This is a genomic window from Paenarthrobacter sp. AMU7 (assembly GCF_041200195.1).
Taxonomy (GTDB): domain Bacteria; phylum Actinomycetota; class Actinomycetes; order Actinomycetales; family Micrococcaceae; genus Arthrobacter.
On sequence record NZ_CP165735.1, the window covers coordinates 2853696 to 2878733 of the forward strand.

A 25038-nucleotide genomic window follows, 5' to 3' on the forward strand; every position below is an offset into this window, starting at 1 on the left:
TCGCGGGACTATTGATTGACCTTCAGAGACAGTAGCATCCGCTGGACATTGGCGAATTCAGAACCGTGGACCGCGTACTTCGCGGCCAGGTCCAGAGTGTCGAAGGATTTGGCCGGCGCCACCTTCTCATCGGCAGCAAACGCGTGAAGGGCGGGGACGTCACCAAACGAATAGTCGCCCTTTCCCGCCGGTCCCAACACCCGGTTCCGGAGTTCGCACGACTGCCCGTCAGCCCCCGCCACCATGTTGGTGATGCCGTAGGAACCGAAAAACTTGTAGCCCTGGATCACCCGGAAAACGACCCGCGGGTCAATGGTGTCCGGACCATCCGAATGGGGGACGTCCAAGGGGACGCTGCTGATCACCACATACGGCCGCCCCTGGCCGGCCGGGCAATCCACCGGAGTGGATGGAGGCAGGCCTGTCTGGAGGGTGGCAACATAGCTGCCCCCACCGTCCTTGACTTCCACCTTCACTGCTCCCGCCAAAGAACCCGCATCCGGAGTTACCGACTGGACAATCCAATCCCTGGGCAGATCGAAGCTGACAGTCTTGGCCGGATCCGAATACGTCTTCCATGACAGCGCTGTTGCTGCCCCACTGGGACTGGGACTGGCGCCGGCCGGATCAGGCGAGGCTGCCGTCCCTCCGGAACCAGGCGTTGCGGAAGGTGGGTTGCCCGCCGTGCCGGGTTCCGCCGTCGAACTGTCTGTTGGCGCGCCTGTACCCGACTCCGGACTGTTGGGCTTCGACGTCGCCGTAGAAGAGACCTGGGGTCCCTTGTTTTCAGCTGAACAAGCGGAAGCTGCGGCGAGCACCGACCCTGCCAGCACCAAGGCAGCGAGCTTCACCGGAACACACTCCAGGTTCATGATGCCCTTCATGACCACAGCCTATCGGCGGCGATACCGCGACACGCACAGGACTAGGCTGAGGGTATGGCTCCCGATCACCAGGACTATTTCGAGGACGACATCCCCACCATGTCAGCGGTTGATATTGCTGACTGGCGCTTGCGGACATTCGCGCTGTACGACAAAGTGCGTCAACTGGCGGCCACCAACCCGTTCGACGCCCACGTTTTCTGGCGCCAGGAGCGGGACCTGATGTTCGCCACCCATCCAGCATCAGCGCTGACTGCGGAGATGAAGGCTTCATTCTCAGGACTCCGCACAGCGGGCTACGACCCCGCCTTCCGCAAATACGCGGTACTCTCTCCCCACGGCTCCGGGCAGGAAATGAATGTTGAGACGGGCACCGATGGCGTGGTGCCGTTCGTCCGCATCGGTACTTTCGAGCTGACCGGCCTGGGCTCGTTGGCGGTGTGGCGGCTCCGGAGCTACGGCGGCGGGATCTTTGTCCCGTTCCGCGACGCAACAGCTGGGAAGGACGGCGGAAGCTACGGGGCGGGCCGCTACCTGCTGGACACGGTCAAGGGCTCCTTCCACGGGACAAGAAATTCGTCCGGAGAACAGGAGTTCATCCTCGATTTCAATTTCGCCTACAACCCCTCCTGCGCCTACAACGAAGCTTGGGCGTGCCCCTTGGCCGGGCCGGACAACCGCCTGGCCACGGAAGTTCCCGTGGGCGAACTGTACGTGGGCTAACCAAACGTTCCTCCCGCGCCAGCAGCTGCGAGCGCCGCGACGGCCGCCAGTATGGTCAGCGGTGCCACGATCAGGCCGTACACGGCGTAGCCCTTCCATGTGATCAGCACATTCATCCGCATCAGCCGGTCATGCCACAGCAGGGTGGCCAACGAAGCCCACGGCGTGATCAAGGGACCTGCGTTCACACCCACCAGCAGCGCGGCCATCCGCTCCGGACTTCCCGCCAGGGGCTCAGCCACAAGATATGCCGGCAGGTTGTTGGCCAGGTTGGCGCCAAGGGCGCCCGTCATGGCCAGCCTGAGCAGCTCAATGAACCCGCTTCCCTGGCCTGCCACCTGTCCCAGCAGCACTGAGGCACCGAGGTATTGGGTAGCCTCCACCACCAGGAAGAGGCCACAGGTGAACAGCAACAACGACCACGGAACCAGCGTCACTGTGAGGACTTTGGGTCGTCGAAAGGCAAACACCCCGGCAAGGATCAGGGCTGCCGCTGTGGCCGGAATCCAGATGGCAACACCGGACACCAACGCGGGCAAAAGCAACACCAGGACTGCTGCGCTGACCACCAGCAGGAGTCTGTCCGCTACAGGAGCCGCCGGTGGGACCTGGGCTGGACGTGCAGCATCGAGGGCATAGGTCTTGCGAAGGTCGCGCCGGAATACCACAGCGATGAAGGCCAGGGGAACCAGTATTGCCGCCAACGATGGCGCCCACATCAGCTGGGCAAACCGTATCGGACTGATGTTGCCAAGATGGTGCTGGGCCAACAGGTTGGTCAGGTTGGAAATCGGGAGCAAAAGACTTGCCGTATTCGCCAACCACACCGTTGTCAGGGCGGAGGGCAGGACTGGGAGACCCGTTTGTCGGGCCACCGTGACCACCACCGGCGTCAAGAGCACCGCCGTCGTATCCAGCGACAGGAAAACGGTGCTCAAAATCGCGAACAACGCCAACAGCAGCCAGAGGAGGACACCGCTGCCGCGGCCCCACCGACGCAGCCGCCGCGCGATCCATTGGAAGGTGCCGGCTTCGCTGACGAGCTCTGTCACCACGGTCATTGCGACGACGAATCCCAGGATAGGCGCCACCCGGTCCACCAGGACCGCTACATCCTGCCATGGCAGGACGCCCGTGGCCACGGTGACACCGCCTGCCACAAGGAGAACCAGTCCGATGATCGCCAGCCGCATGAGTCGGATTCTAAGCCCGGTGGCTGGGTTTGCCGCCCAGGTTCCTCCGGGGAACGGCCCAGGCAACAGCACGTCACCGTACCGTAAGCTATGAAGCCCCCGCTCCGATGACGTGAAGCCTAGCCTTGAGCTATGAACCGATGGCGGAGTTTCATACGGGACCACAGGACCCTTGCTGCGGTGGTCGGAGTGCTGATCCTGTCAGTGGTGGTGGTAGCGGCTGCGCTCTTCCAACCGTGGCGGCTGTTCACCAGCAGCAGCGTCAATGAGGCGCTGCCGGTGGTGGGTTTGTCCACGGGTCAACCGTCGGCTGGCGGGACGGCGAGCGCGCCGCCAAGCCAGGCCGTGCCAAGCCAGGTACCACCCAGCAGCCCGGCAGTGGTGGGCGGCGGCACTTTCCAATCCCAGGAACATCAAACCACCGGCACGGCGCAGCTGTTGATGCTCCCCGACGGCAGCCATCTGCTCCGTCTCGAGAATTTGGCAAGCAGTGACGGACCTGATGTCAAGGTCTGGCTCAGCAGCCAGGAGGCCGGCGGAGACTGGTTCAAATACCGCTCGGGACGCTATGTGGACCTTGGCCCCATCAAGGCCACGCACGGCAACCAAAACTATGTTGTTCCGGCCGGCACCGACATCACGGGGATGACGTCCGTGGTGCTTTGGTGCGATCGGTTCAGTGTTGCTTTCGGATCGGCCCCGCTCGCCTGAGGCGTTGCGGGGCCTGCCCTGCGCGCCAAGACTCTGCCACAGGACGTAAAGCGGGCCCCACAACGCGAGGCATCAGGCAGGGAGGACGTAGGATGTCATCATGACCATGCCTGCCCCCCGCCGCATCGCCCGTGTCCGCCCCACCCCCGTTCCGACCGTCGCCGGCCAACCCTTGGCTCGCCAGTACCCCGACGAGCACTTCTTTGTGGCCAACGACGCCCCGGATTTCACTTCGGTGGAAGGCACCAGGTGGACTGTGGTGGAGTCCCCTTTCCCGGCGTCGAGGGCCAATGCCAACAGCCCTGCCAGGAAAGGGTGGGAGCTGGGCGCCGTGGTGAGCCAGGATGCTTTTACTTTCCTCGCGCCTTCAGTGCCTGTGAACGTCTTTGGCATGGCACACAACACCGGGCAGCCGGGACGTGACCTGCCGCCCCAGGCTTTCCACAAGGCGGCATCGAGCGTGATCGGCCCGGGGGAAGCCATCCAGCTGGACTCCGGCGTGGGCTACGTCGACCCGGAAGCGGAACTGACGGTCGTCGTCGGGCGCCCTGCGCGGGGCTTGACGCTGGAAACAGCCCGGTCAGCGATTCTTGGCTACACCATCGGCAACGACGTATCGGCACGGGACCTGCAAAAGACCGACGAGCTCTGGATCAGTGCCAAGAGCCAGGACACGTTTACGCCGGCGGGGCCTTGGATGGTCACCGATCTTGACGACTCGAACCTGGAGATCGGGATCGTGCACAACGGCAATGAACTCAAGACCGCCAGTTCTGCTGACCTGGGCTGGAAGGTGGACGAGATCCTGGTCTACCTGAGCTCGTTCATGACCCTCCAGCCCGGCGACCTGGTGCTGACAGGGTTCCCCGCAGAGTGCGCCCGCATTCAACCCGGCGACACTGTGGTGTGCCGGATTGAAGGAATCGGCGAGCTTCGGAACCCCGTCACCAGCGCATCCTGGGAGGACCAGCCCGCGTGATGTGTCAGGCTTAAGCCATGGAGACAGCTGCGGACGCCACTGAGCTGCGCCCGTCTCCCCCACAGCAACCACCCCGCACACGGCACCGCGGAGTCCTCAGATACCCCGTCGTGCGGCAACTGGCCCGCTTCACCGGAGTCGGAGTGGTGTGCACGGCAAGCTCGCTGGCCATTTACGCGTTGTTGCGTCCATGGATTGACCCTCAGCTGGCCAACGCCGTGGCACTGATTGTGACGTCCCTGATGAATACTGCGCTGAACCGCCGGCTCACGTTCAAGATCACGGGAAAGAACAAACGCACCCGGGACCACCTCAGTGGCGTCATAGTGATCGCCATTGCCTTGGTCATCACGGGAGGCAGCCTGGGCGTCCTGCACCTCATCAGGCCGGAAGCCACAGTCACCGAAGAATTGTGGACTACTACGTTGTCCGGCTTCGTGGCCACAGCGGTTCGGTTTACCCTGCTGAGGCACTGGATTTTCCGGCGCGCCCGGCACGTGTAACCCGTCGTACTGCGGCAACCGGCCACAGTGCAGCTATCCCGCTTGCGGGGATGCCAGGTTCCGGACGCGTCCGACGGCGGTTTCCACGGCGTCGGCGGCCTGCTCCAGTTCTGTTTCGGTGACAGTCGAGGTGAAGCTGAAGCGCACGGCCGTCTGTGCCGTTTCAGGTGCGATGCCCAGGGCCACCAAGACAGGTGACGGAGCATCGGATCCCGCAGCGCAGGCCGAGCCGCTGGAACACACTACGCCAAGGCGCTCAAGCTCCAGCAACACCGATTCTCCACTGGTGCCCGGGAAACAGAAGGACGCCACCGATGGCAACCGCTGCAGCCGGTGGCCAGTGACCACAGTGCCCGCGACACCAGCCCGGATCCGTTCAATGAACTGATCCCTCAAGCCTGAGACTCGAGCGGACTGCTCTGGTTGCTCCGCGCTGGCCAACGACAACGCGGTGGCCAATGCCACGGCGCCAGCCACGTTCTCCGTCCCCGAGCGCTTACCCCGTTCCTGGCCCCCACCGTGAACCAAGGGCTCCACCCGGAGCCGCCCTTTGGTGAAGAGCACACCGGATCCTTTGGGGGCACCAAGTTTGTGTCCGGACATGCTCAGGGCATCCACCCCGAGCGCCTTGACGTCCAAGGTCAACCACCCGGCAGCCTGGACGGCATCGGTGTGGAAGGGGACGCCGTGTTCCCGCGCCACTGCTGCCAGGGCTGGAATCGGCTGGACTGTTCCGATCTCGTTGTTCGCGTACATGATGCTGACCAATGCCGTTTCCGGCCGCACCACGGCCCTCAGCCCCTCAACCGACACCAGGCCCTCAGCGTCCACCGGCAGCACATCCACGATGAAGCCGTGTACCCGCTCCAAGTACCTCGCCGATTCCTCCACTGCAGGATGTTCGATCGCGCTGATGACCACCCTGTTCAGTGTCGGATCAGCCGACCGCCGGGCCAGCGCGATGCCTTTGACGGCCAGGTTGTCTGCCTCAGTGCCTCCGGAAGTGAAAGTGACCTCCCCCGCACGGCAATTGAGGATCTTCGCGACGCCGGCACGCGCCCCGGCGAGCGCTGCTGCTGCCGCTTCACCCAGGGTGTGGTGGCTGGAGGGGTTGCCGAACTCACCGCTCAAGTACGGCCACATGGCCTCAAGTGCCTCGCGGCGTACGGGGGTGGTGGCTGCGGCGTCGAGGAAGATCATGGGACCGTCAGGCTGTCTCTAGGACAACGTCGAGGCCGAGATCGAGGGCGCTCACGCTGTGGGTCAGGCCCCCAATGGAGATCACGTCCACGCCGGCCGCGGCTATTTCGGTGACGGTGGTGACATTGACGTTGCCGCTGGCTTCCACCATGGCCCTGCCGTCCACCTGCTTGACCCCGGCCCTGAGTTCCTCGATGGAGAAGTTGTCCAGCATGATGGTGTCCACGCCGGCCGCCAGCACGGGTTCGATCTGCTCAGCGCGGTCCACTTCAACTTCGAAGTGCGTGGTGTGGCCCAGCTGGGCTTTGGCAGCAACCAACAGCTCAGTGAGCTTGGTGGAGTCGCCGCCGGTCATGACGGCCAGGTGGTTGTCCTTGGCCAGCACGGCATCGGACAGGCTGTAGCGGTGGTTCGCTCCCCCACCACAGCGCACAGCGTAGCGTTCAAGGACCCTCAGGCCGGGCGTGGTCTTACGGGTGTCCGTAATCCTGGCGCGGGTACCTTCCACGAGCCGGACAAATTCGGCGGTCTTCGTAGCAATGGCACTCATCCGCTGCACCAGGTTGAGCCCAACGCGTTCAGCGAGGAGCACGGAGCGGGCGCTGCCGCTGACCCGCGCAAGGTGCGTGCCGGCGTCGAACGCTTCACCATCGGCGAGCAGCAGTTCCACCTCGGTATCAGGGTCCACAAGCTTCATGGCATCGCGGAACACGGTACCGCCGCTGAAGACACCGGGAACCCGCGCGTTCAGCACGGCGGTTGCCCGGGCGTCAGCGGGGATCAGCAACTGGGAGGTAATGTCCCCGCTGGGTGCGTCCTCCGCGAATGCCCGCTCCAGGATGTCCCGGACAGGGGCTGCGGGGAGGGTCAGGTTAGTCATGGACGAGGCTCACTTTCCGGCTCATGGTGTAACGCTTGTCAAAATCGTCGACGGCGGCTGGTTCCCCCACGCTGTCGCTGCGGTAATGCGCCCCCAAGGACTCCCGCCGTTCCCGGGCCGCCCGCACGAGCAACTGGGCAGCCAGCAGAAGGTTGGAGTCCTCATGTTCCCGGACATCGAAGGAATCAGGAACATCCAAGGGCAGAACCTCACCCTCCCAAGACCCAAGAGTTTCCGCGGCCGCAGCCAACAACTGACCATCACGCAACACGCCAGCTTTGGCTGTCATGAGGAGCCGCAGCGCGTGGCGTGAGAACCCACTGGTGGAGGCAGGGTGGGCGAGCGGATGACCCTCCAACAATTCCAGCGGCGCCGGAGGCCTCGACAGCGCCGTTGTCGCGTGAGCGCCCGAACCGGCCGCCGAGCTTGCGAGGCGATCGCCGGTTCGAGGCGCGAGCGCAGGCGCCAGGGGGCCTGCGGTGCCGTCAGGCGACTCAACAGAGAGAAAAACGTCAACAGCCCGCCGCCCAAACACCAGCCCCTCAAGCAGGGAGTTACTTGCCAAGCGATTGGCCCCTTGCACACCGGTACAAGCCACTTCGCCTGCAGCCAAGAGCCCAGGAACAGAGGTGCGGCCGTAGAGGTCGGTCACCACGCCACCCATCCAGTAGTGGGCCGCCGGCGCCACGGGGACCAGTTCCCGGGTCCAGTCGACGCCTGCTTGGCGGGTCCTCTTGCTGAGGGTGGGGAAGCGCTTGGCCAGGAAGCCGCTGCCCCTCTGCTCTTCGATCACGGTGGCGTCGAGGAACACATGGCCGTTGGGATCGCCGAGTTTTGCCAGGTGCAGGGCGATGCTGCGGGAGACGACGTCCCGGGGTGCGAGTTCGGCGTCCGGGTGGTAGCCGGGCATGAACCGGTGACCCTGGGCGTCCACGAGGACGGCACCTTCCCCGCGGACGGTTTCGGAAATCAGCAGGGGGTCGTTGTTGCCTTCCACCTCCCGGGCTTCGGCCGGAAGGACCATGCAGGTGGGGTGGAACTGGAAGAATTCAAGGTCGGCTACGGCCGCGCCGACGCGCCAGGCGAGCGCCAGTCCATCCGCTGTGGCGACGGAGGGGTTGGTGGTCTGGGCGAAAAGTTGTCCGGCGCCCCCGGTGGCCAGCAACACGGAGTCGCCATGGACGCCGAGGTGGCGCCCTTCGTGGAGGAAATTGGCCCCCACCACACGGCCACCATGCTGTCCGCCCAGCGAGAGCGACGTGACGTGGGCGTGCCCGATGACCTGGATTTTGCCGGCTGCCTGAAAGTCCAGGACAGTGCGGATCAGTGCGGCCGCCACCCCGGCGCCGGTGGCATCGCCGCCGGCGTGCAGGATCCGTGGAGCGGAGTGGGCGGCTTCAAGACCCAAGGCGGGGTCGCCGTCGTCGTCAAGGTCGAACTCGACGCCGAACCGCCCCAGCCCGGCGATGTCCAGCCGCGCCTCGGTGCACAACACCCGCACTGCCTCTTCATTGCAGTGCCCAGCACCGGCTGTGAGGGTATCGGCAATGTGGGCGGCAACAGTGTCTCCGGGAGCAGGCTCGTCCAGCACAGCCGAGATGCCACCTTGGGCGTAGTAGGTGTTGCTGTCCGCAAGGGCTCCCTTGGTCAGCAACACCACTTCCGCCCCGGCTTCCGCGGCCAGCAGGGCTGAGTACAGTCCTGCGATGCCGCTTCCGACGACGATCAGCCGCTGGGGCCCGGGGCCGCGAGCAAGGCTCTCTGTAGTCATGTGGGGCTCGATTCGGCTAGTCCGTTGGGGTATGCCCGGCCATTAGGCAGGCTTGGCTGCCAGCATGCGCTCCAGCGCAATCTTGGCGTTGTCCTGCACGGAGTCGTCCACGGTAATGCGGTTGACCACTCGTCCTTCCACCAGCTCCTCAAGGACCCAGGCGAGGTAGCCCGGGTGGATGCGGTACATGGTGGAGCACGGGCAGATGACCGGATCCAGGCAGAAGATGGTGTGCTGCGGGTTTTCCGCAGCGAGCCGGTTCACCATGTTGATCTCGGTGCCGATGGCGAAAGTGGTGGGTTCCGTGGCAGCTGCTATGGCCTTCTTGATGAAGTCCGTGGATCCGGCGGAGTCGGCTGCGTCCACTACCTCCATAGGGCATTCGGGGTGGACGATCACGTTGACGCCGGGGAAGTCCTGGCGGGCTTTTTCGATCTGGCCCACGTTGAAGCGCTTGTGGACCGAGCAGAAGCCATGCCACAGGATCACCCTGGAGTCGAGCAGTTGCTGTTCATCGTTGCCGCCCAGTTCCTTACGCGGGTTCCACATGGGCATCTGTTCCAGCGGGACTCCGAGCGCCTTGGCAGTGTTGCGGCCCAGGTGCTGGTCGGGGAAGAACAGGACGCGCTGACCACGCTCGAAGGCCCATTCAAGGACCACCTTGGCGTTGGAGGAGGTGCAGACGATGCCACCGTTGCGGCCACAGAAAGCCTTCAGCGCAGCAGAAGAGTTCATGTAGGTGACGGGGATGACCGGCACGCGGCCTGATGCGTCCGGCTCGGTGCCGAAGATCTCCTCCAGCTGTTCCCAGCACTCCTCCACGGAGTCTTCGTCCGCCATATCGGCCATGGAGCAACCCGCTGCGAGGTTGGGCAGGATGACAGCTTGCTCCGGCGTGGAAAGGATGTCGGCGGTTTCCGCCATGAAGTGCACGCCGCAGAAGATGATGGCTTCGGCGTCCGGCCTGGTGAGGGCCGCATTGGCAAGCTGGAAGGAATCGCCGACGAAGTCGGCATACTGAATGACCTCATCGCGCTGGTAGAAGTGCCCCAGGATGACGGCGCGGTCCCCGAGTGTTGCCTTGGCGGCCCGAATCCGGGCGTCCAGTTCGGCGTCGGAGGCTTTTTTGTACTCCTCCGGCAACTGGCCCTGGCGTGGCGTGGCCTTGGGGGCGACGTCGCTGCTGGAGGCACCGGGCCCATACGCGGGCTCGCCGGCGAGGGCTTCGGCAAGGTCGTATTCCCATGGGCCCCTGGCCAAGGCCGGGCTGCACGTGGACCCTGCGCGGGAAAGTCCCTTCTCGGCTTCCTCGCGAGTGATCAGCTGGACGGCAGTGTTGACGCTGCTCATGGTGTACTCCTGTTATCTGGCCCGAGGCCGGGCGTGCCGGTGAAGCGGTAGAGGCGGGGTGGGCGGTGTTTGCCGCCTTGAAGGTATTCACCGGTTTCTTCGATTTCCGGTGTTGCCTTGACGTGTCGGCGGAAGTTTGCGGGATCGAGCTGACGGTCCAGAACGGCCTCATAGACTTCGCGGACCTGGGCGAGGGTGAAGAATTCGCCCAGCAGGTGGTAGGCGATGGACCCATAGGCCATCTTGTTGCGGAGCCGCCATAAGGCGTAGTCCACGATTGCGTTGTGATCGAAGGCGAGTTCACCGAGCCGGTCGGCCCGGAACCACCGCACATTCTCTGACTCGTCGGCCAAAGCAGCTTCGGTGGGTTGCACCAAAGCCCAGTACACGATGGAGACAACACGCTGGGTGGGCGACCTGTGAAGACCACCGAAAGCGTAAAGCTGCTCAAGGTACTGCGGGGTCAGCCCAGTGGTCTCACGGAGGTTTCGCGACGCCGCGTCCTGGAGGGACTCGTCGTGGGCCAACGGGCCGCCCGGGAGGGCCCACATGTCCTTGCAGGGCTCGCGGATGCGCCGGACCAACGGCAGCCACAGCGTAGGGCGGCCGGACTTCTCGCTGGGGCGAAGGGCGAAAATCACCGTAGAAATAGCCAACGACGGCGGTGCAAGCCGCCTTTCGGCGACGTTCGCTGAGTTGGTGTTCACGGCGTTCACCTCGCTTCATCGCCGCCTGGAGCGCTCCACCAGTAACTTGGAGAACTAGTTAAAGTCATGTTGACTAGAACTAATGGTACGACTCAACAGGCGCTTGGCAAAATGCCTGACGTCACACTGTCTTGGCTGCGGCCTCCATCAGCGGCAGGGTGCGGCCCTGGATGTGACTGTTGAGCACGATGACCGACGAACACCGGACCACCGACTTTGTGGCGATCATGGCATCAAGGACGCGCTGCATGTCCGGGTTGGAACGTGCCGCAATCCGCACCATGAGGTCCGAGTTCCCCGTGACGGTATGGACCTCGATGATCTCGGGAATGGCGCTCAGGCTTTCAATGATGGCGTCGTGGCCGATCTCCTGTGTGATGGTGACCGAACAGAACGCCACCACCGGAAAACCAAAATTGGCCGGGTCGGGCTGCGGTACCCACGAGCCGATGACCCCGTTCTCAATCATTCGATCAATCCGGGACTGCACGGTAGCCCTGGCAACCCTGAGCACGCGGGAGGCCTCCAGCACGGAAGATCGCGGTGAATCCGTGAAGAAACGTACAATTTTTGCATCAAGCGCATCGACCAGCATCAAAGTTCCTGTCCCCGGGGATCCATACCCATCACATCGCCACAGCAAAAAGTGATGTATCTTACAAACTGCGAGAATTATTCCACGGCTCTTGCTGCGTCGTCGACGCCCGCGTGCCAAGCCCATGAGGCCCACACGCCAAACCAGCATGCAATCCATAGAAGGTAGACACGTATGACAACGAAGTCCATCGCGGCTCCTGCCCCAACATCCGGCCTCGGCCATTCGCTCAAACCGCGCCAGCTCACCATGATGGGGCTCGGCAGTGCGATCGGAGCAGGCCTCTTCCTCGGCTCGGGCGCCGGGGTCCAAGCTGCAGGTCCGGCCGTGCTCATTTCCTACCTCGTCGCCGGCACGCTGATCATCCTGGTCATGTGGGCCCTCGGTGAGATGGCGGCTGCCAACCCCAACAGCGGCGCGTTCTCCGTGTACGCAGAGAAGGCCATGGGCAAGACCGCCGGCGGAACCATCGGCTGGCTGTGGTGGCTCCAACTGGTGGTGGTCATTGCCGCAGAAGCCATCGGCGCGGCCGGACTGTTGTTCTCGATCTGGCCCGTGATTCCCGTATGGATCCTCGCCCTGGTGTTCATGGTGGTCTTCACCGGCATCAACCTCGTGGGCGTCCGCAACTTCGGTGAGTTCGAGTTTTGGTTTGCCATCCTCAAGGTCGCCGCTATCGTCATCTTCCTGCTGATCGGCGCAGCGCTGCTCTTCGGATGGCTGCCGAACGTCCCCTCCCCCGGGCTCTCGACCTTCGGTGACTTTGCCCCCAACGGCATCGGTGGCATTGCTGCAGCACTGTTCGTCGTGATCTTCGCCTTCGGCGGAACCGAAATCGTCAGCGTTGCTGCCGCCGAAACCGAGAACCCCGCCCACAGCGTGGGCAAAGCCATTCGCACCGTGGTCTGGCGCATCCTGGTCTTCTACATTGGCTCCGTCTTTGTCATCGCAGCTGTTCTCCCGGTCGGTTCGGACGGACTGAAGTCTCCGTTCGCCGGAGTCCTGGACCTGGCCGGCATCCCGGGCGCCGGCGCTGCCATCACCCTGGTGGCCGTCGTCGCCTTGCTCTCTGCACTGAACGCCAACCTTTACGGCGCTTCCCGGATGATCTTCTCCCTCTCCGAACGCGGGGAAGCTCCCCGGTTCCTGTCCCGCCTGAGCGCTTCCAAGGTTCCGGTCGCCGCCGTCGGAATTTCCGTCGCTTTCGGCTTCATCGCAACAGTCCTGGAACTGCTGTTCCCCGAGAAAATCCTGCCCGCACTGCTGAACCTCGTGGGTTCGACCTGCCTGGTGGTCTGGGGCACCGCCTTGGTGTCGCAGCTCATCCTGCGCCGCAGGGCTGACAGGGAAGGCACAGAACTGCCGCTGCGCATGAAGGGCTTCCCCGTACTCACCATCATTGGCCTCATCCTGCTGGGCATCATCCTGGTGGTGGGCTTCGCCAACCCGGAAAGTGCCGGACAACTGATCGGAACGTTCATCCTGATCCTGGTCATCGCCGCCGGCTGCTTCATCAACGCCAAGTCCAAGGCCGCCAAGCAGCCCACACTCGTGGAGTAAACCGACTGTTCATCACTATCAAGAAGCCCTGCACAGTTTGTACTATGCAGGGCTTCTTTATGTGCCCAAATTGTGCAAAGTGTTTCCTATCAGCTGTGCTGTTTGCGCACAGCTCTACTGGGTGACTAGGGTCACAGCATGACGACCAAATCTGTGCTGGCCGCCGTCGATGACGACGCGGCCCCGCTCACCCACCATCAACTCCGTGAGCTGTACACGCTGATGGCAGCAGTCCGGCACCTGGACACCTCAGCCGTGGCCTGGCAGCGCCAAGGCATCATTCCCGGTTATGCCCCCGGGCTCGGCCAGGAAGCCGCGCAGGTAGGCAGCGGCTACGCCGTGGACCGGACCCGCGATTTTGTGTTCCCCACCTACCGCGAAATGGGTGTAGCCCGGGCCATGGGCCTGGACATGGTGGGCTACATGGCCACCCACAAAGCCACCTGGCATGGCGGCATGTACAACCCCTTGGAGTCCAGGTTCGCTCCCATCCAGGCTGTCGTGGCAGGCTCCGTCCTGCACGCTGTGGGATGGGCGCACGGCCAAACCCTCGCCGGCAACGCCGAGGGTGACCTGGGTGTCGCCATGACGTACTTCGGCGACGGCGCCTCCTCACAGGGTGACGTCCACGAAGCCATGAACTTCGCCGCCGTCATGAAGGCACCCGTAGTGTTTTTCATCCAGAACAACGGCTGGGCCATCTCAGTCCCCACGGAACGCCAGGTGGCCGGCGGCTCCGTCGCGGCGCGCGCGGCCGGATACGGCATTCCGTCCCTGCAGGTGGACGGCAACGACGTGGTGGCTGTCTTCGAAGCGACCCGTTCTGCCTTCGCGCACTGCCGGGCAGGAAACGGCCCCGTGGTGATTGAAGCCATGACCTACCGGCGCGGCCCTCATTCCACCGCTGATGACCCGGGACGGTACCGCACGCTGGAGGAAGAACGCCTGGATGCCGGCGAAGATCCGCTGGAGCGGTTCAAACAGCGGCTGCTCACGGACGGCGTGGCCGACGAGGCCTTCTTCGCGGACGCGCAGCGATTGGCCGCAGAAGAAGAAGAGGCCGTCCGGGCGGGCATAGCGGACCTGGGTCCAAGGCCCGGCGCCGAAATGTTCAGCCTGGTCTTCCAGGAACCAACGCCAGCCCTTCAATCCCAGGCCACCGCGTGGCGCGAGGAGTCAGAACATGCCTGAGACCATCACCGATCTGCGACTAAAAGACAACAGCACGGAAACGGCTGCAGCCGGCGTACAGCAAGTGTCCATGCAGCAGGCGCTCAACCGTGCACTGGATGAGATCCTGGCCGAGAACCCCAAGGCCGTCATCTTTGGCGAGGACTGCGGACGGTTGGGCGGCGTGTTCCGCATCACCGATGGGCTGCAGGCCAAGCACGGCGAGGCACGCGTCTTCGACACTCCCTTGGCTGAGTCCGGCATCCTGGGCATGTCGGTTGGCCTCGCCATGGCCGGCTTCCACCCCATCCCCGAGGTCCAGTTCGATGGCTTCGCCTACCCGGCCATCAACCAGATCGTGTGCCAGATCGCCCGGATGAACTACCGGAGCCGTGGGACCCTGCCGATGCCCATCACGCTGCGCGTCCCCAGCTTCGGTGGCATCCGCGCACCCGAGCACCATGGTGAAAGCCTGGAAGCCCTGTTCGCCCATGTACCCGGCCTCAAGGTGGTCTCCCCTTCCACCCCGCACGACGCGTACCACCTGCTCAAGTACGCTGCCACGCGTCCGGACCCGGTGATCTTCATGGAGCCGAAATCCCGTTACTGGCAAAAAGGGCCTTTGGACGTCACCAATCCCACCCCAGGCACAGCAGCGCACGTCGACGGCGGCCTCACCGGCGCCCGCGTGGCCAGGGAGGGCCGGCACCTGACACTCATAGCGTGGGGTGCCATGGTTTCGCGGTGCCTGCAGGTTGCTGAACTGGCAGCAGAGGACGGCATCGACGTCGAGGTCCTGGACCTGCGCTGGTTGAAACCGATTGACGCCGAAGCATTGGCGCGGTCCGTCGGAAAGACGCGGCGCGCCGTCGTCGTTCATGAAGCGCCACTGACTTCCGGCCTCGGCGCAGAAGTTGCCCAGCTCATCACGCAGAGCTGTTTCGCAACACTCAAGGCGCCGGTGGAACGGGTCACCGGCTTCGATGTCCCCTACCCCTCCGGCGACCTCGAAGACGAATACATTCCGAACATTGACCGCATCCTCTTTGGGATCCAACGCGTACTGGAGTACCGCCGTGGCTGAAATTTCCTTCCCGCTTCCCGATTTGGGCGAAGGCCTCATCGAAGCGACCGTGCTGGACTGGCTGGTGGAACCGGGCCAGCAGGTGGAACGCAACCAGCCCATCGTGGAGCTGGAAACCACCAAGTCCGCCCTCGAATTGCCCAGCCCACAGGCGGGTAAAGTGGTGCGTATTCACGGTGCGCCAGGTGACACGATCAACGTTGGCGAACCGCTGATCGTGTTCGAGGTCCCGGACGACACCGCCGGGATCGTGGGCACTGTTCCGAAGGACGAAGCACCCAAGCGCCGGGTCCGCCTGAGCGCCGTACTCGATGAGGACTGACACCATGACCGGCAGGCACACCGTGGAACAGCAGCGGCACACAGTGGAGGGCACCGATCCCGGACTGTTCGTCGAAGTCCATGAGCCGGCTGCCGATGCCGGGCTGCGGCCTGTCCTGTTGATCCACGGTTTCTCCTCGTCCAGCAAACTCAACTGGCAGGACAGCGGCTGGATCACCACGCTCCAGGACGCCGGCCGCCGGGTCATCACCGTGGACTTGCCGGGCCATGGGCGGAGCCACTCCCCCGAGGACCTGGACTCCTACACGCCCAGCCGCATCCGCGCGGATCTCCTCCAAATCGTCACCGACGCCGGAGCGCGGCCGTTGCGCGATGGCGACCCTTCAACGGGACTGGATGTGATCGGATACTCGCTGGGCTCGCGGCTTGCGTGGGAATTCGGAGCCACCCAGCCAGACCTGGTGCACAGGATCGTCCTGGGCGGACCAAGCTCCGCCGATCCCTTGGCAGCTTTCGACCTCGTTGCCGCACAACGCTACCTGGCCGACGGCACACCCATCGAGGACTCCTCCACGGCCGGACTGTTGAAGATGGCGCAGATGCTGCCCAGCAACAACCTGTTCGCCATGTTGTCCCTCATTGAGGCCATCAAGGGAGAACCTTTCGATCCCGCCGAGGCTGCCCCGAACATGCCCCTGTTGCTGGTTGCCGGCGAGAGGGACGAGCGCGCGGCGAGCATGCCGGAACTGGCCTCCATTGCCGGCAAGCGTGGCGGCATGGTGGAAACCTTGGTCATTCCCGGACGGACGCATACGAATGTCATCACCAGCCGGGCCTTCAAGGACGCTGCGCTGGAGTTCCTTGGCGTCTAGTGCTGCAGCCCGCGGCGGCTGGTCCGGCTGACAGCAGTCAGCGGGCCAGCCGCTCCGCGTTAAGGCTCATGCGCTCCAGTACGCTGAGGGCCATTGCGTACTCGTCAATGCCAATCCCCATGGACAGGTCCTGCCGCGCTGCTTCCACCAACCGCTGGGCTTCGTGGTATTTTTCCCGTCCCCGGTCACTCAGGACCAGCCGGTCATCGACCATGGTGATCATCCCCCGACCAACCAGTGCCGCGAGTTCCCTCTCCCGCATCCGGATATCGTTACCCCACAACGGGTGCAGGGATTCCTCCAGTTGGTCCGGAAGCATGGCGCCCTCGGACAGGACACTGAGGGTCTGCCATTGACGGCGGCTGAGCTTAATCCTGGCCAGGATGCTGTCCAGTTGGGCTTCCAGCGCGGCATCCAGCCTCTTGATCCAATATCCGATGGGCTTGTTCACAAGCCCATGCTTTCAGCGGAGACCCTGCCGGGCAAGGTCTGGACGGTAGGCTTGGAACTGCAACGGATTTCGTGGAAGTGGAGCAGATGGGCATGCGTTTCAAGGACCGCGCGGAAGCCGGTCGACGCCTGGCTGAAGCCCTCCCCCAGCTAAGGGAGCAGCCGGACACCATCGTGTTGGGCCTTGCCCGCGGTGGAGTTCCCGTGGCCGCAGCAGCAGCAGCAGAGCTGTACCTGCCTTTCGGCGCTGTCCTGGTACGCAAGCTCGGCATCCCGGGCCGCGACGAAACCGCCTTCGGTGCCTTGGCCTGGTCGCAGGGGGATGTCCTCCGTATCGTCAACAAACCGTTGAGGGAACTCATCCTCACCCACGGAATCTCCCAGTCCGCGCTTGATGCTGTGGAAGCCCATGAACGCGCCGAGCTTCTCCGGCGGGCGCAGGAATACCCTGGCACTGGCCACGACCTTCGCGGAAAGACTGTGGTCCTGGCCGATGACGGACTCGCCACAGGTGCAACCATGCGGGCGGCTGTGGAAGCGGTTCGTTCTGCAGGGGCGCGCACTGTCATAGCCGCAGTGCCGGTTGCATCGCTGGAGGCCTCTACGTCGTTGGCGCGGGTGTGTGACGCGGTGATAGTCCTTCACACGCCCGGTAAATTCCATGCTGTCGGCGCTTTCTATGAGCGGTTCGAACAACTCTCCGACCCTGATGTGGTGGGCCAGTTGGCAGGTGCTGCCGCTGGCGGCCGCAAGTAGCCGGCGTCGCACCTCACGCAAAAGCGGGTGCGGTCCGCTATGGACCGCACCCGCTTTTTCTTGTTGCAGCTTCTAGTGGTGAACGCTGTAACCCAGCGGCCGTCCACGGGTTTCCTTGGCGAGGATCACGCCAATTGCAGAGATGACGCACAGAACCATGATGTAGATGCCCACCGAGCCGGACCATTTGGTGGTGTCCAGGAGTGCCTGGGCGATAAGCGGGGCAAAGGCACCACCCAGGATGGCCCCCAGTGCGTATCCAATGGAGATTCCGGAGTAGCGGACCTGGGCCGGGAACATTTCTGCGTACATGGCGGACATCGGACCGTAGGACAGTCCCAAGCCGATGGTCAGGACGAACAAAGCGGTTCCGTAGAGCACGATGTCCTTGGAATCGATCAGCACGAACATGGGGATCATCCAGGCAAAGACCAAACCATAACCGATCAAGAACGTCTTGACGCGTCCGATCTTGTCCGACAACCAACCGCCCACCATGGTGAAGATCAGCCAGCCGAACGAGGCGATGGTGGTGGCAAGCAGGACCTGCGGAGTGGGCATCTTCAATGTACGCGTGGCGTAGGAGATGAAGAAGGCGATCAGCAGATACCCGGCGGCATTGTTGGCGATGAAGATCAACGCAGCAAGGAGAACTTCCTTTTTGTTCTTGCGGAAGAGTTCGCCCAAGGGCGCCTTGCTTTCGGCCTTGCGCTGGGCGATTTCCTTGAAGACAGGGCTTTCACCCACGGCCCGGCGGATGAGGTAGCCCACCACAATCAGGACCACCGACAACAGGAATGGCACGCGCCATCCCCATGAGGCGAAATCTTCCTTGGACATTCCCGACTGGAGCAGGAACAACAGGCCGGTGGCCAGGATCATGCCGATGGGAACACCGATCTGTGGGTAGGCGCCGAAGAGCCCGCGCTTCTTGAGCGGCGCATGCTCCACAGCCATGAGTGCAGCACCGCCCCACTCACCACCGGCGGAGAACCCTTGGACTACGCGCAAGGTAATCAGCAGGATGGGAGCCCAGACGCCGATGGTTGCGTAGGTGGGCAGCATGCCGATCAGCGCAGTAGCTGCACCCATCATGACCAGCGTCATGACCAGGACGGCCTTGCGGCCCATCCTGTCGCCGAGGTGCCCGGCAACGAAAGCCCCCAGGGGACGGAAGAGGAAGCTGATGCCGATCGTGGCGAAGGACAAAAGCTGGGCGACTCCCGGGTTGGACTTCTCCAAAGGAGAGAGGAACAGCGGCGCCAGAAGGGTCGCCGTGAGCTGGGCGAAGATAAAGAAGTCGTACCACTCAATGGTGGTGCCCACCAGTGTCCCGGCCAGAACCCGGCGCTCTTCGCGCTTGCTGCTGGGTCCTGACGGAGAGTCGACAGTGGAAGTTGCGGTCATTGGAACTCCATGGGGGTGAGGGTGACTGGTCGGTGCTTGACTTGCATTAACCGACAGAACGGTCAGTTAGGAAAGAATACTACAGTCTGTGACCCAAAGCACAGCCCCCTGGAAGTTCGCGCCAACATAGGATGGGTCGCATGAATCCCCGCAGCGATGTCCACCCTCCAACGGAAGCGGCGATACCAGCTCCGCCGTCTCAAACCCTCTCCCGGGGAATCCGCGCCCTCGAGATCCTCGCTGCGGCAGACAAGCCGCTCAGTATTGCCGAACTCACCGAAGCTCTGGGCGTTCACCGCTCCGTGGCCTACAGAATCCTCCGGACGCTGGAAGACCATTCCCTGCTGGTACGCGACGACTCAGGACGGCTGCAGCCCGGACCCGGATTGGCCGTCCTGGCCAGCGGCGTCTCACGGAACCTTCAAACCGCGGCACTGCCCGAACTGACCCAACTCGCCAACGCCTTTCACATGACAGCCTTCGTCGCCGTATGGGACCACCAGGAATGCGTCACCCTGGTCACCGTTGAGCCACGACACTCAGGCGCTGCGCTCGCCCAACACCCCGGAAGCCGCCATCCGGTCAGCACAGGAGCTCCCGGAATAGCCATCCAATCCACCATGACCGAGGAACGCTGGCAGCAAGTCGGCTCAGGGAACCCCTACCGCCCCGAAGCCCATGAGGCGCGCCGACTCGGCTACGCCACCAGCCATGACGAGGTCATCGCCGGCCTGTCCTCCATCGCCGCCCCCATCCAGGTTCCGGGTGGACGGCCGGCCGCGATCGCCGTCGTCTACATCCGGCTCGATCAGGACGCCGACGCCGTCGGTAAAGCGCTCGCAGCCAGTGCGGCCCGGATAGAAAGCCAGCTGGCCTGAACTTTTCCCCAGGGCTGAACCTTTCTTTGCAGGTCAAGTGACGTGCCCCACAGCACAAGACGATGGCCGCGACGAAGCGAATACTCGAAAGAAGGACCGGACACGCCGTCCGGTCCTTCATTCGAGTCCAAGAAGGAACCCATGAGCCTGAATCTCCTCGACACCTCCAACTGGCTGCCACTGGACGGACTGGCCCCCGGCTTCGACGCCTACAAGGCACCCACAGTGCAGGACCTGGCAGGAAAACAGTTCTCCGTCCGCAATGACGGCGGCCCCATGACGTTCAGCTTCGACGACGAAGAGGTCCAATGGGCTGCGGCCGGCCACTCAGGAACCGCCCCTTATGAGGCCTTCCTCGTAGCCGAGGGCCTGTTCTACGCCCAATGGCAGAGTCAGGACGCTCCCGATCTCGCCGTTTCCCTGGTCCTGGACCTGCTGCATGGCAGGGCGCTCTACATTGGCGCCGCACTCGGCAGGGCAACAGCCTCCAGCGTCGCCGTCCACCACGATTTCCGCCCAGGAACGCTCGACGGTCACGACACCACGGGGGCGGCAATCTCAGAAAGCAACGCCCTCATTGGTCGCCGCGTTGAATGGGCGTACAGCGAATCCCACGCTTATGAGCACATCTACCTCAGCCCCACTTGGTACACATGGCAGTGCCTGGCCGGACCGGAGCGCGGATTGGCAGACACGGATTCCAACACCGTGCTACAGATCCGCCCGGGAATTTTTGTGTTCACCTGGCGCGAGAAAGTCATACCGTGCGGCTCGGTCACCATCGCCGACCACCGCGATCCCCACGCCATCAGGTCCCACGGCAGCCTCTTCGGGTGGGACGAGGCAGGCACGGAACCCGTGCACTTCACCTTCGGCGCCCGCGGACGCCTGATCAGCATCAGCCGCCACAGCCCGGAACTCGACCCTGCTGCGGAGATGTAGCCCACCGGAACAGAACATCAACGGAAGACACGGAAGCCCCGGCGAGAGGAACACTCGCCGGGGCTTCCGTAAGTTTCGCCGGGATTCAGTCCTCGGCGCCGTGGCCAATCCGGGCGTACAGTGCCGGCTGCGAGCGCCGCAGGCGCAAGCCCCAGATGACACCAACAACTCCGGGCAGCAACACCAGCATCGGAAGGACAAACGTAGCGGCCGTGGACTCGGCCTGTCCCAGCAAGACGTTGAAGTTGGTCATGATGAGCACGAAGACGATGGACAGAAGCACGAACCCCAGCCCAGGAGCGATCACCCTGACCCACAAGCTTGCCCCGTGCTGCTGCCGGCGGAAGAAGCCGATCACAGCCACCGACACTACGGTCATCAGCAGGACGAGGCCCATCGCGCCGCTGTTGGTGAGCCAGGTGAACATGGTCAAGACGGGGTACAGCCCGCCCAGTTCGGACCCGGCGCCGGCAATGGCGAAAGCGATGGTCACGACGACGGCAATCACCGTCTGCGCCAGCGAACCGGCGAAGGGCGCCCCGCTTTCTGTCCGCACCTTGGCCAGCACCGGCGGCAGGACACGCTCGCGGCCGAGGGAGAAGAAATAGCGGGCTACTGCGTTGTGGAAGCTGACGAGTGCTGCGAAGAGGCTGGTCACGAAGAGGACCTGGGCGATGTCGCTGAGCAGTACGCCTCCGTTGGCACCAAGGAACGCGAACATCATGTCCGGCCCGCTGGCCGCCGCTGATTCGACCACAGCAGAGGGGCCGGCGCCCACGGTCATGGCCCAGGCTGATACGGCGTAGAACACTGCGATGATTCCCACGGCTGCGAACGTCGCCCTGGCAACGGTGCGCTTGGGGTCCTTGGATTCCTCACCGTAAATGGCAGCGGACTCGAAGCCCATGAAGGCAGCGATACCGAAGGACAGGACTGCTCCGATCCCGGGAACGAACAGGCTTTCGGGGCTGAACGTTGCTGCACTTATGCCTTCGGGGGCCACAGCAAGGCTGATGACGTCATACACAATGACCACCAGGAACTCCAAGGCCACCAAAACGCCCAGCACCTTGGCGGACAGGTCTACCCGGTTGACTCCCAGCCACCCAACAATGGCGATGCAGACCAGCACAGGGACCCACCAGGGAGCACTGATGCCAAGCCGCGCAGACAGGAGCGAGGACACGGTGAAACCGAACAAGCCATAGATACCCACTTGCATGAGGTTGTAAGCCATGAGGGCCATCAGTGATGCTCCCACGCCGGCCGGCCTTGAGATGCCCTGCGCAATGTAGGCGTAGAACGCCCCTGCGTTGGTGACGTACCGGCTCATGGCGGCATACCCCACAGCGAAAAGCGCCAAAATTCCACCCAGAATCAGGAAGGACAGTGGCACCCCGGTGACACCGGTGACCGCGAAAGTGGTGGTGACGCCGCCTGCGAGCACGGTCAGCGGCGCCGAGGCCGCGATGATCATGAAAGTTACTGCTGGTACGCCGAGCCGCCTTTTGGTGCCTACGGCTCCGGCCGCCCTGCCCTTGACGGGGTTGTCCACGCTCATAGTGTGCTCCTGCCTCGGTGCCGCGGGAGAATGCGCGGCACGGTGTCTGTCATTCCGCAATCTTCCACCGCAGAAGCATGGCGTGACTTGTCTCACACGGCAGGGTGTTTGTCGGTCCACGCATGCACGGTCCCGGCCTGGTCCCCGGTGTAGAATCGTGGGCAAGCTCACGTCCGCCCAACCGACATTCCCGCCCCAGTGGCAGCGGCGCCGCGGGCCACTGAAAGGGAGTTTGATGACCGTCGCGGCTGATACGGGCCCCGCAACCGTGGAAACCATCGTGGCGGAGTCGTTCCAGGAGTGGAGCAAGGCAATCTCCACCTCATTCGTGCCCTTGTTGGCAACGGGTCCCACCAATTCGTCCTTCCAAGGCTCAGCCTTCCACGGCACTATGCGTGCACGCGTGCTGGGGCAGATCTCCGTGGTGGAGGTTACCGCCGGACCCCACACCGTCCAGCGCACACCCGAGCTGATTGCCAGGTCCACGGGCCGCTTCTTCAAACTCAGCATCCAGCTCGCTGGATCGGGCCGCCTGGTTCAGGACGAACGCGAGGCCGTGCTGCACCCTGGTGATCTCTCCATTTATGACACCTCCCGCCCTTATCAATTGACGTTCGACGACGACTTCCGCACCTTGGTGCTGATGTTCCCGCACGTTTTGCTGGACCTGCCGGCCGAGGCCATGGGCCATGTCACTGCCTTGCGCATTCCGGGCGATGAGGGCCTAGGCCAACTCATCAGCCCCTTCCTGGTAAGACTGGCCGACAACCTTGAAGCCCTGTCGGGCACCAATGGTCTCCGGCTGGTGCATAACGCGCTGGACCTCGTGACCACACTCTTCAATGGCGAGCTAGACCAGCTGATCGAGACCGGACGGGATCCGCATCTGCTGCTGCTGGGGCGTATCCACGACTACATCGAGGCGAACCTCGGTGATCCCGAACTCTCCCCCGGAACCATTGCCGCTGCCCATTACATCTCGACCCGGCACTTGCACGATCTCTTCCAGGAAATCGGTACCACCGTGGCCTCTTCCATCCGGCAACGGCGGCTCGAACGGTGCCGGCGCGACCTGAGGGACCCTGTGCTGACCGGATCGCCCCGTCACCGCCATTGCAGCACGGTGGGGGTTTACCGACGCCGCCCATTTCAGCCGCATCTTCCGGGCAGCCTTCGGGAACTCCCCCACCGGCTACCGCAACGAGGCCGTGTAGCAACTACGACTGAGGCCGGCGCTTCATCACCAGGGACGTCACAACGCCCAGCAGCAGCAGGCCAGCCGCGGCGGCCATGGAAACGACGAAGGCTGCACCCGGCCCCTGCGTCTCGGCCAGTTGCCCAGCCAGGTACGCGCCCAGTGCCGTACCAGCGACAATTCCGCTGGCGAGGGCTGTCATGACCGTTGCCATACGGCCGGCCGGTGCCACGACGCCGCCAATGCTGAAGACCGTGACCATCACAGGCCCCACCGGAATACCCAAAATCAGCAAGACAAAGACCATCGGCCAAATACCGCCGGGCAAGAGCAGCAAAAGCGACAAGGCCGACATCGCCAGCGCGGCCGCAACCCAGCGGGAGGCCAGGCTGAACCGCTGTGGCCAGAACGCGACCGACAACGCAGCCACCGCAGAGCTCAAGCCCATCACCGCGTAGAGGATCCCCGCGATTTCGGCGGTGGCGTACTGGGCAGAGAAAGCACTCAACGCATTTTGCGTCGCCCCAAAGAAGGTACCCATGCAGACCATTGCCAGCACAGGTACGGCAACCACAGCACCGGCCCAACGATTGCGGCGCTGCGGACCAGCCTGCGCGGGCTGCTCCTCGGAAGGCACGACGCCGGAAGCCGCCTTGCGAGGCGCTGGAACCACAGCATGCTGGCTGGGGTGGACGGCGAAAGCCGGCACCAACGTGATGGTCATGACCGCAGCCAGGGCAAGCGGCAACCATGGGGCCACCATGCTGGCCAGGACACCCACCAGCGCCGGGCCAAGGACAAAGGTGACCTCGTCCGCGGTGCCCTCGTAGGACAGCGCGGTATCGAGGTCTGCGCGGTTTGCTGCCACGCTCCTGCTGCCGTTGGCTGCCGAGGGGGCAAGGTTCCGGGTAGTCAAAGCCATCCACCGCACCCGGGCCATCGGGCCGACTTGCGGGCAGCTGGCACCGGCAAGGAATGACGCGATGAGGACACCGACAGCGTCGCTTGCGGAACCGTAGGCCGGCGTCAGGTAGGCCGCCGCAAGAAGTCCGGCGACCGCCAAAGCGTTCATGACAGCGGCGACCAGGAGCACGATCCGCTGCCCTGCGCGGTCGGCCAGGGAGCCGAGGACAGGGGCACCCAGGGCCGAACCAATGCCTACAGCTCCGGCAGCCATGCCACCGATGGCGTAGGACTGGCTGACGGCCGTGACGAGGGTGAGGGTTCCGACGGTGAGCATGGCCAGCGGAAGGCGGGCGAAGAGGCCCAAGGGCAGGAACCCGGGCCCTGCAAGTTCCGGGAGCCGCGCAAAACGGCCGGGCAGGCGGGAGGGGCGTGATGGTGCAGAAGACAGAGGCTGGGAAGCCACAGAAGATTTTTCCATT

24 protein-coding genes and 1 pseudogene are annotated in these 25038 nt (G+C 63.8%); 13 read left to right on the forward strand and 12 right to left on the reverse strand.

The annotated features are described in order from the left end of the window. Positions 1 to 8: 8 nt before the first annotated feature. On the reverse strand, positions 9 to 884 hold the full coding sequence (locus ABQM86_RS13115) for a hypothetical protein (RefSeq protein ID WP_369744620.1): 876 nt from the start codon (positions 882 to 884) through the stop codon (positions 9 to 11). 54 nt (positions 885 to 938) lie between these two features. Here ABQM86_RS13115 and ABQM86_RS13120 point away from each other — a divergent pair, with 54 nt between their 5' ends. Beyond that, positions 939 to 1607, forward strand: a complete 669-nt coding sequence (locus ABQM86_RS13120) for a DUF1684 domain-containing protein (protein ID WP_369744621.1) — start codon at positions 939 to 941, stop codon at positions 1605 to 1607. Here the strand turns inward: ABQM86_RS13120 and ABQM86_RS13125 are convergent. Continuing rightward, positions 1604 to 2800 carry an SLC13 family permease gene (locus ABQM86_RS13125; RefSeq protein ID WP_369744622.1) on the reverse strand — a complete coding sequence of 399 codons (1197 nt, stop codon included), beginning with the start codon at positions 2798 to 2800 and terminating at the stop codon, positions 1604 to 1606. The two genes, ABQM86_RS13120 and ABQM86_RS13125, sit on opposite strands and share 4 nt — an antisense overlap. Before the next feature lie 132 nt (positions 2801 to 2932). Here ABQM86_RS13125 and ABQM86_RS13130 point away from each other — a divergent pair, with 132 nt between their 5' ends. The 3 genes from ABQM86_RS13130 (at position 2933) to ABQM86_RS13140 (ending at position 4993) form a co-directional block, all read left to right on the forward strand. Then, entirely contained in the window at positions 2933 to 3511 is a 579-nt protein-coding gene (locus ABQM86_RS13130; RefSeq protein ID WP_369744623.1) for a DM13 domain-containing protein, read from the forward strand. A 100-nt stretch (positions 3512 to 3611) separates the two neighbouring features. Further along, a complete protein-coding gene (locus tag ABQM86_RS13135; protein WP_207593850.1) occupies positions 3612 to 4490 on the forward strand; it encodes a fumarylacetoacetate hydrolase family protein in 879 nt (292 codons plus the stop codon). Between the two features lie 17 nt (positions 4491 to 4507). Next, on the forward strand, positions 4508 to 4993 hold the full coding sequence (locus ABQM86_RS13140) for a GtrA family protein (protein WP_369744624.1): 486 nt from the start codon (positions 4508 to 4510) through the stop codon (positions 4991 to 4993). Positions 4994 to 5026: 33 nt separating this feature from the next. Here ABQM86_RS13140 and ABQM86_RS13145 read toward each other — a convergent pair whose 3' ends face one another. From ABQM86_RS13145 to ABQM86_RS13170, 6 genes are all read right to left on the reverse strand, one after another. Then, positions 5027 to 6193, reverse strand: coding sequence for a cysteine desulfurase family protein (locus ABQM86_RS13145; RefSeq protein ID WP_280623055.1), 1167 nt, complete (start codon positions 6191 to 6193; stop codon positions 5027 to 5029). A gap of 7 nt (positions 6194 to 6200) precedes the next feature. Beyond that, entirely contained in the window at positions 6201 to 7073 is an 873-nt protein-coding gene (gene nadC, locus ABQM86_RS13150; RefSeq protein WP_337339686.1) for a carboxylating nicotinate-nucleotide diphosphorylase, read from the reverse strand. Next, positions 7066 to 8844: an L-aspartate oxidase gene (locus ABQM86_RS13155; protein WP_369744626.1), complete on the reverse strand. Its 1779-nt coding sequence runs from the start codon at positions 8842 to 8844 to the stop codon at positions 7066 to 7068. The genes nadC and ABQM86_RS13155 overlap by 8 nt, the downstream gene beginning before the upstream one ends. Positions 8845 to 8886: 42 nt before the next feature. Beyond that, positions 8887 to 10194 carry a quinolinate synthase NadA gene (gene nadA / locus ABQM86_RS13160; RefSeq protein ID WP_207593855.1) on the reverse strand — a complete coding sequence of 436 codons (1308 nt, stop codon included), beginning with the start codon at positions 10192 to 10194 and terminating at the stop codon, positions 8887 to 8889. Then, positions 10191 to 10910, reverse strand: a complete 720-nt coding sequence (locus tag ABQM86_RS13165) for an NUDIX domain-containing protein (RefSeq protein ID WP_369744627.1) — start codon at positions 10908 to 10910, stop codon at positions 10191 to 10193. Before ABQM86_RS13165 ends, nadA begins: the two co-directional genes overlap by 4 nt. Before the next feature lie 112 nt (positions 10911 to 11022). Continuing rightward, positions 11023 to 11496 (reverse strand): Lrp/AsnC family transcriptional regulator, encoded by a 474-nt coding sequence (locus ABQM86_RS13170; RefSeq protein WP_207593857.1) that lies wholly within the window; start codon positions 11494 to 11496, stop codon positions 11023 to 11025. Between the two features lie 174 nt (positions 11497 to 11670). On the opposite strand from ABQM86_RS13170, the gene ABQM86_RS13175 reads away from it, so the two are divergent. The 5 genes from ABQM86_RS13175 to ABQM86_RS13195 all read left to right on the forward strand — a co-directional run bounded on the left by ABQM86_RS13175 (position 11671) and on the right by ABQM86_RS13195 (position 16464). Next, positions 11671 to 13056: an amino acid permease gene (locus ABQM86_RS13175; protein WP_280623058.1), complete on the forward strand. Its 1386-nt coding sequence runs from the start codon at positions 11671 to 11673 to the stop codon at positions 13054 to 13056. Between the two features lie 138 nt (positions 13057 to 13194). Further along, the gene (locus ABQM86_RS13180) at positions 13195 to 14247 is read left to right on the forward strand and encodes a thiamine pyrophosphate-dependent enzyme (RefSeq protein WP_369744628.1); all 1053 of its coding nucleotides are present in this window, start codon (positions 13195 to 13197) and stop codon (positions 14245 to 14247) included. Next, on the forward strand, positions 14240 to 15310 hold the full coding sequence (locus tag ABQM86_RS13185) for an alpha-ketoacid dehydrogenase subunit beta (protein ID WP_369744629.1): 1071 nt from the start codon (positions 14240 to 14242) through the stop codon (positions 15308 to 15310). Before ABQM86_RS13180 ends, ABQM86_RS13185 begins: the two co-directional genes overlap by 8 nt. Beyond that, a complete protein-coding gene (locus ABQM86_RS13190) occupies positions 15303 to 15632 on the forward strand; it encodes a biotin/lipoyl-containing protein (protein WP_017200407.1) in 330 nt (109 codons plus the stop codon). The genes ABQM86_RS13185 and ABQM86_RS13190 overlap by 8 nt, the downstream gene beginning before the upstream one ends. A gap of 4 nt (positions 15633 to 15636) precedes the next feature. Further along, positions 15637 to 16464 carry an alpha/beta fold hydrolase gene (locus ABQM86_RS13195; RefSeq protein WP_369744630.1) on the forward strand — a complete coding sequence of 276 codons (828 nt, stop codon included), beginning with the start codon at positions 15637 to 15639 and terminating at the stop codon, positions 16462 to 16464. Between the two features lie 37 nt (positions 16465 to 16501). Here ABQM86_RS13195 and ABQM86_RS13200 read toward each other — a convergent pair whose 3' ends face one another. Then, positions 16502 to 16915, reverse strand: coding sequence for a MarR family transcriptional regulator (locus ABQM86_RS13200; protein ID WP_207593862.1), 414 nt, complete (start codon positions 16913 to 16915; stop codon positions 16502 to 16504). Positions 16916 to 16986: 71 nt separating this feature from the next. On the opposite strand from ABQM86_RS13200, the gene ABQM86_RS13205 reads away from it, so the two are divergent. Next, positions 16987 to 17670, forward strand: a complete 684-nt coding sequence (locus ABQM86_RS13205; RefSeq protein ID WP_369744631.1) for a phosphoribosyltransferase — start codon at positions 16987 to 16989, stop codon at positions 17668 to 17670. Between the two features lie 72 nt (positions 17671 to 17742). Here the strand turns inward: ABQM86_RS13205 and ABQM86_RS13210 are convergent, their stop codons facing one another. Continuing rightward, positions 17743 to 19077: an MFS transporter gene (locus ABQM86_RS13210; RefSeq protein ID WP_172326041.1), complete on the reverse strand. Its 1335-nt coding sequence runs from the start codon at positions 19075 to 19077 to the stop codon at positions 17743 to 17745. A 131-nt stretch (positions 19078 to 19208) separates the two neighbouring features. On the opposite strand from ABQM86_RS13210, the gene ABQM86_RS13215 reads away from it, so the two are divergent. Both ABQM86_RS13215 and ABQM86_RS13220 read left to right on the forward strand, forming a co-directional pair. Then, complete coding sequence (locus ABQM86_RS13215) at positions 19209 to 19955, forward strand: IclR family transcriptional regulator (protein ID WP_369744632.1); 747 nt, start codon at positions 19209 to 19211, stop codon at positions 19953 to 19955. 141 nt (positions 19956 to 20096) lie between these two features. Further along, positions 20097 to 20897 carry a MoaF C-terminal domain-containing protein gene (locus ABQM86_RS13220; RefSeq protein ID WP_280623062.1) on the forward strand — a complete coding sequence of 267 codons (801 nt, stop codon included), beginning with the start codon at positions 20097 to 20099 and terminating at the stop codon, positions 20895 to 20897. An 85-nt stretch (positions 20898 to 20982) separates the two neighbouring features. Here the strand turns inward: ABQM86_RS13220 and ABQM86_RS13225 are convergent, their stop codons facing one another. After that, a complete protein-coding gene (locus ABQM86_RS13225; protein ID WP_369744634.1) occupies positions 20983 to 22458 on the reverse strand; it encodes an APC family permease in 1476 nt (491 codons plus the stop codon). 235 nt (positions 22459 to 22693) lie between these two features. On the opposite strand from ABQM86_RS13225, the pseudogene ABQM86_RS13230 reads away from it, so the two are divergent. Beyond that, positions 22694 to 23672: pseudogene (locus tag ABQM86_RS13230) on the forward strand (helix-turn-helix domain-containing protein). 3 nt (positions 23673 to 23675) lie between these two features. Here the strand turns inward: ABQM86_RS13230 and ABQM86_RS13235 are convergent. Then, positions 23676 to 25037: an MFS transporter gene (locus ABQM86_RS13235; RefSeq protein WP_280623065.1), complete on the reverse strand. Its 1362-nt coding sequence runs from the start codon at positions 25035 to 25037 to the stop codon at positions 23676 to 23678. Position 25038: the final 1 nt, after the last annotated feature.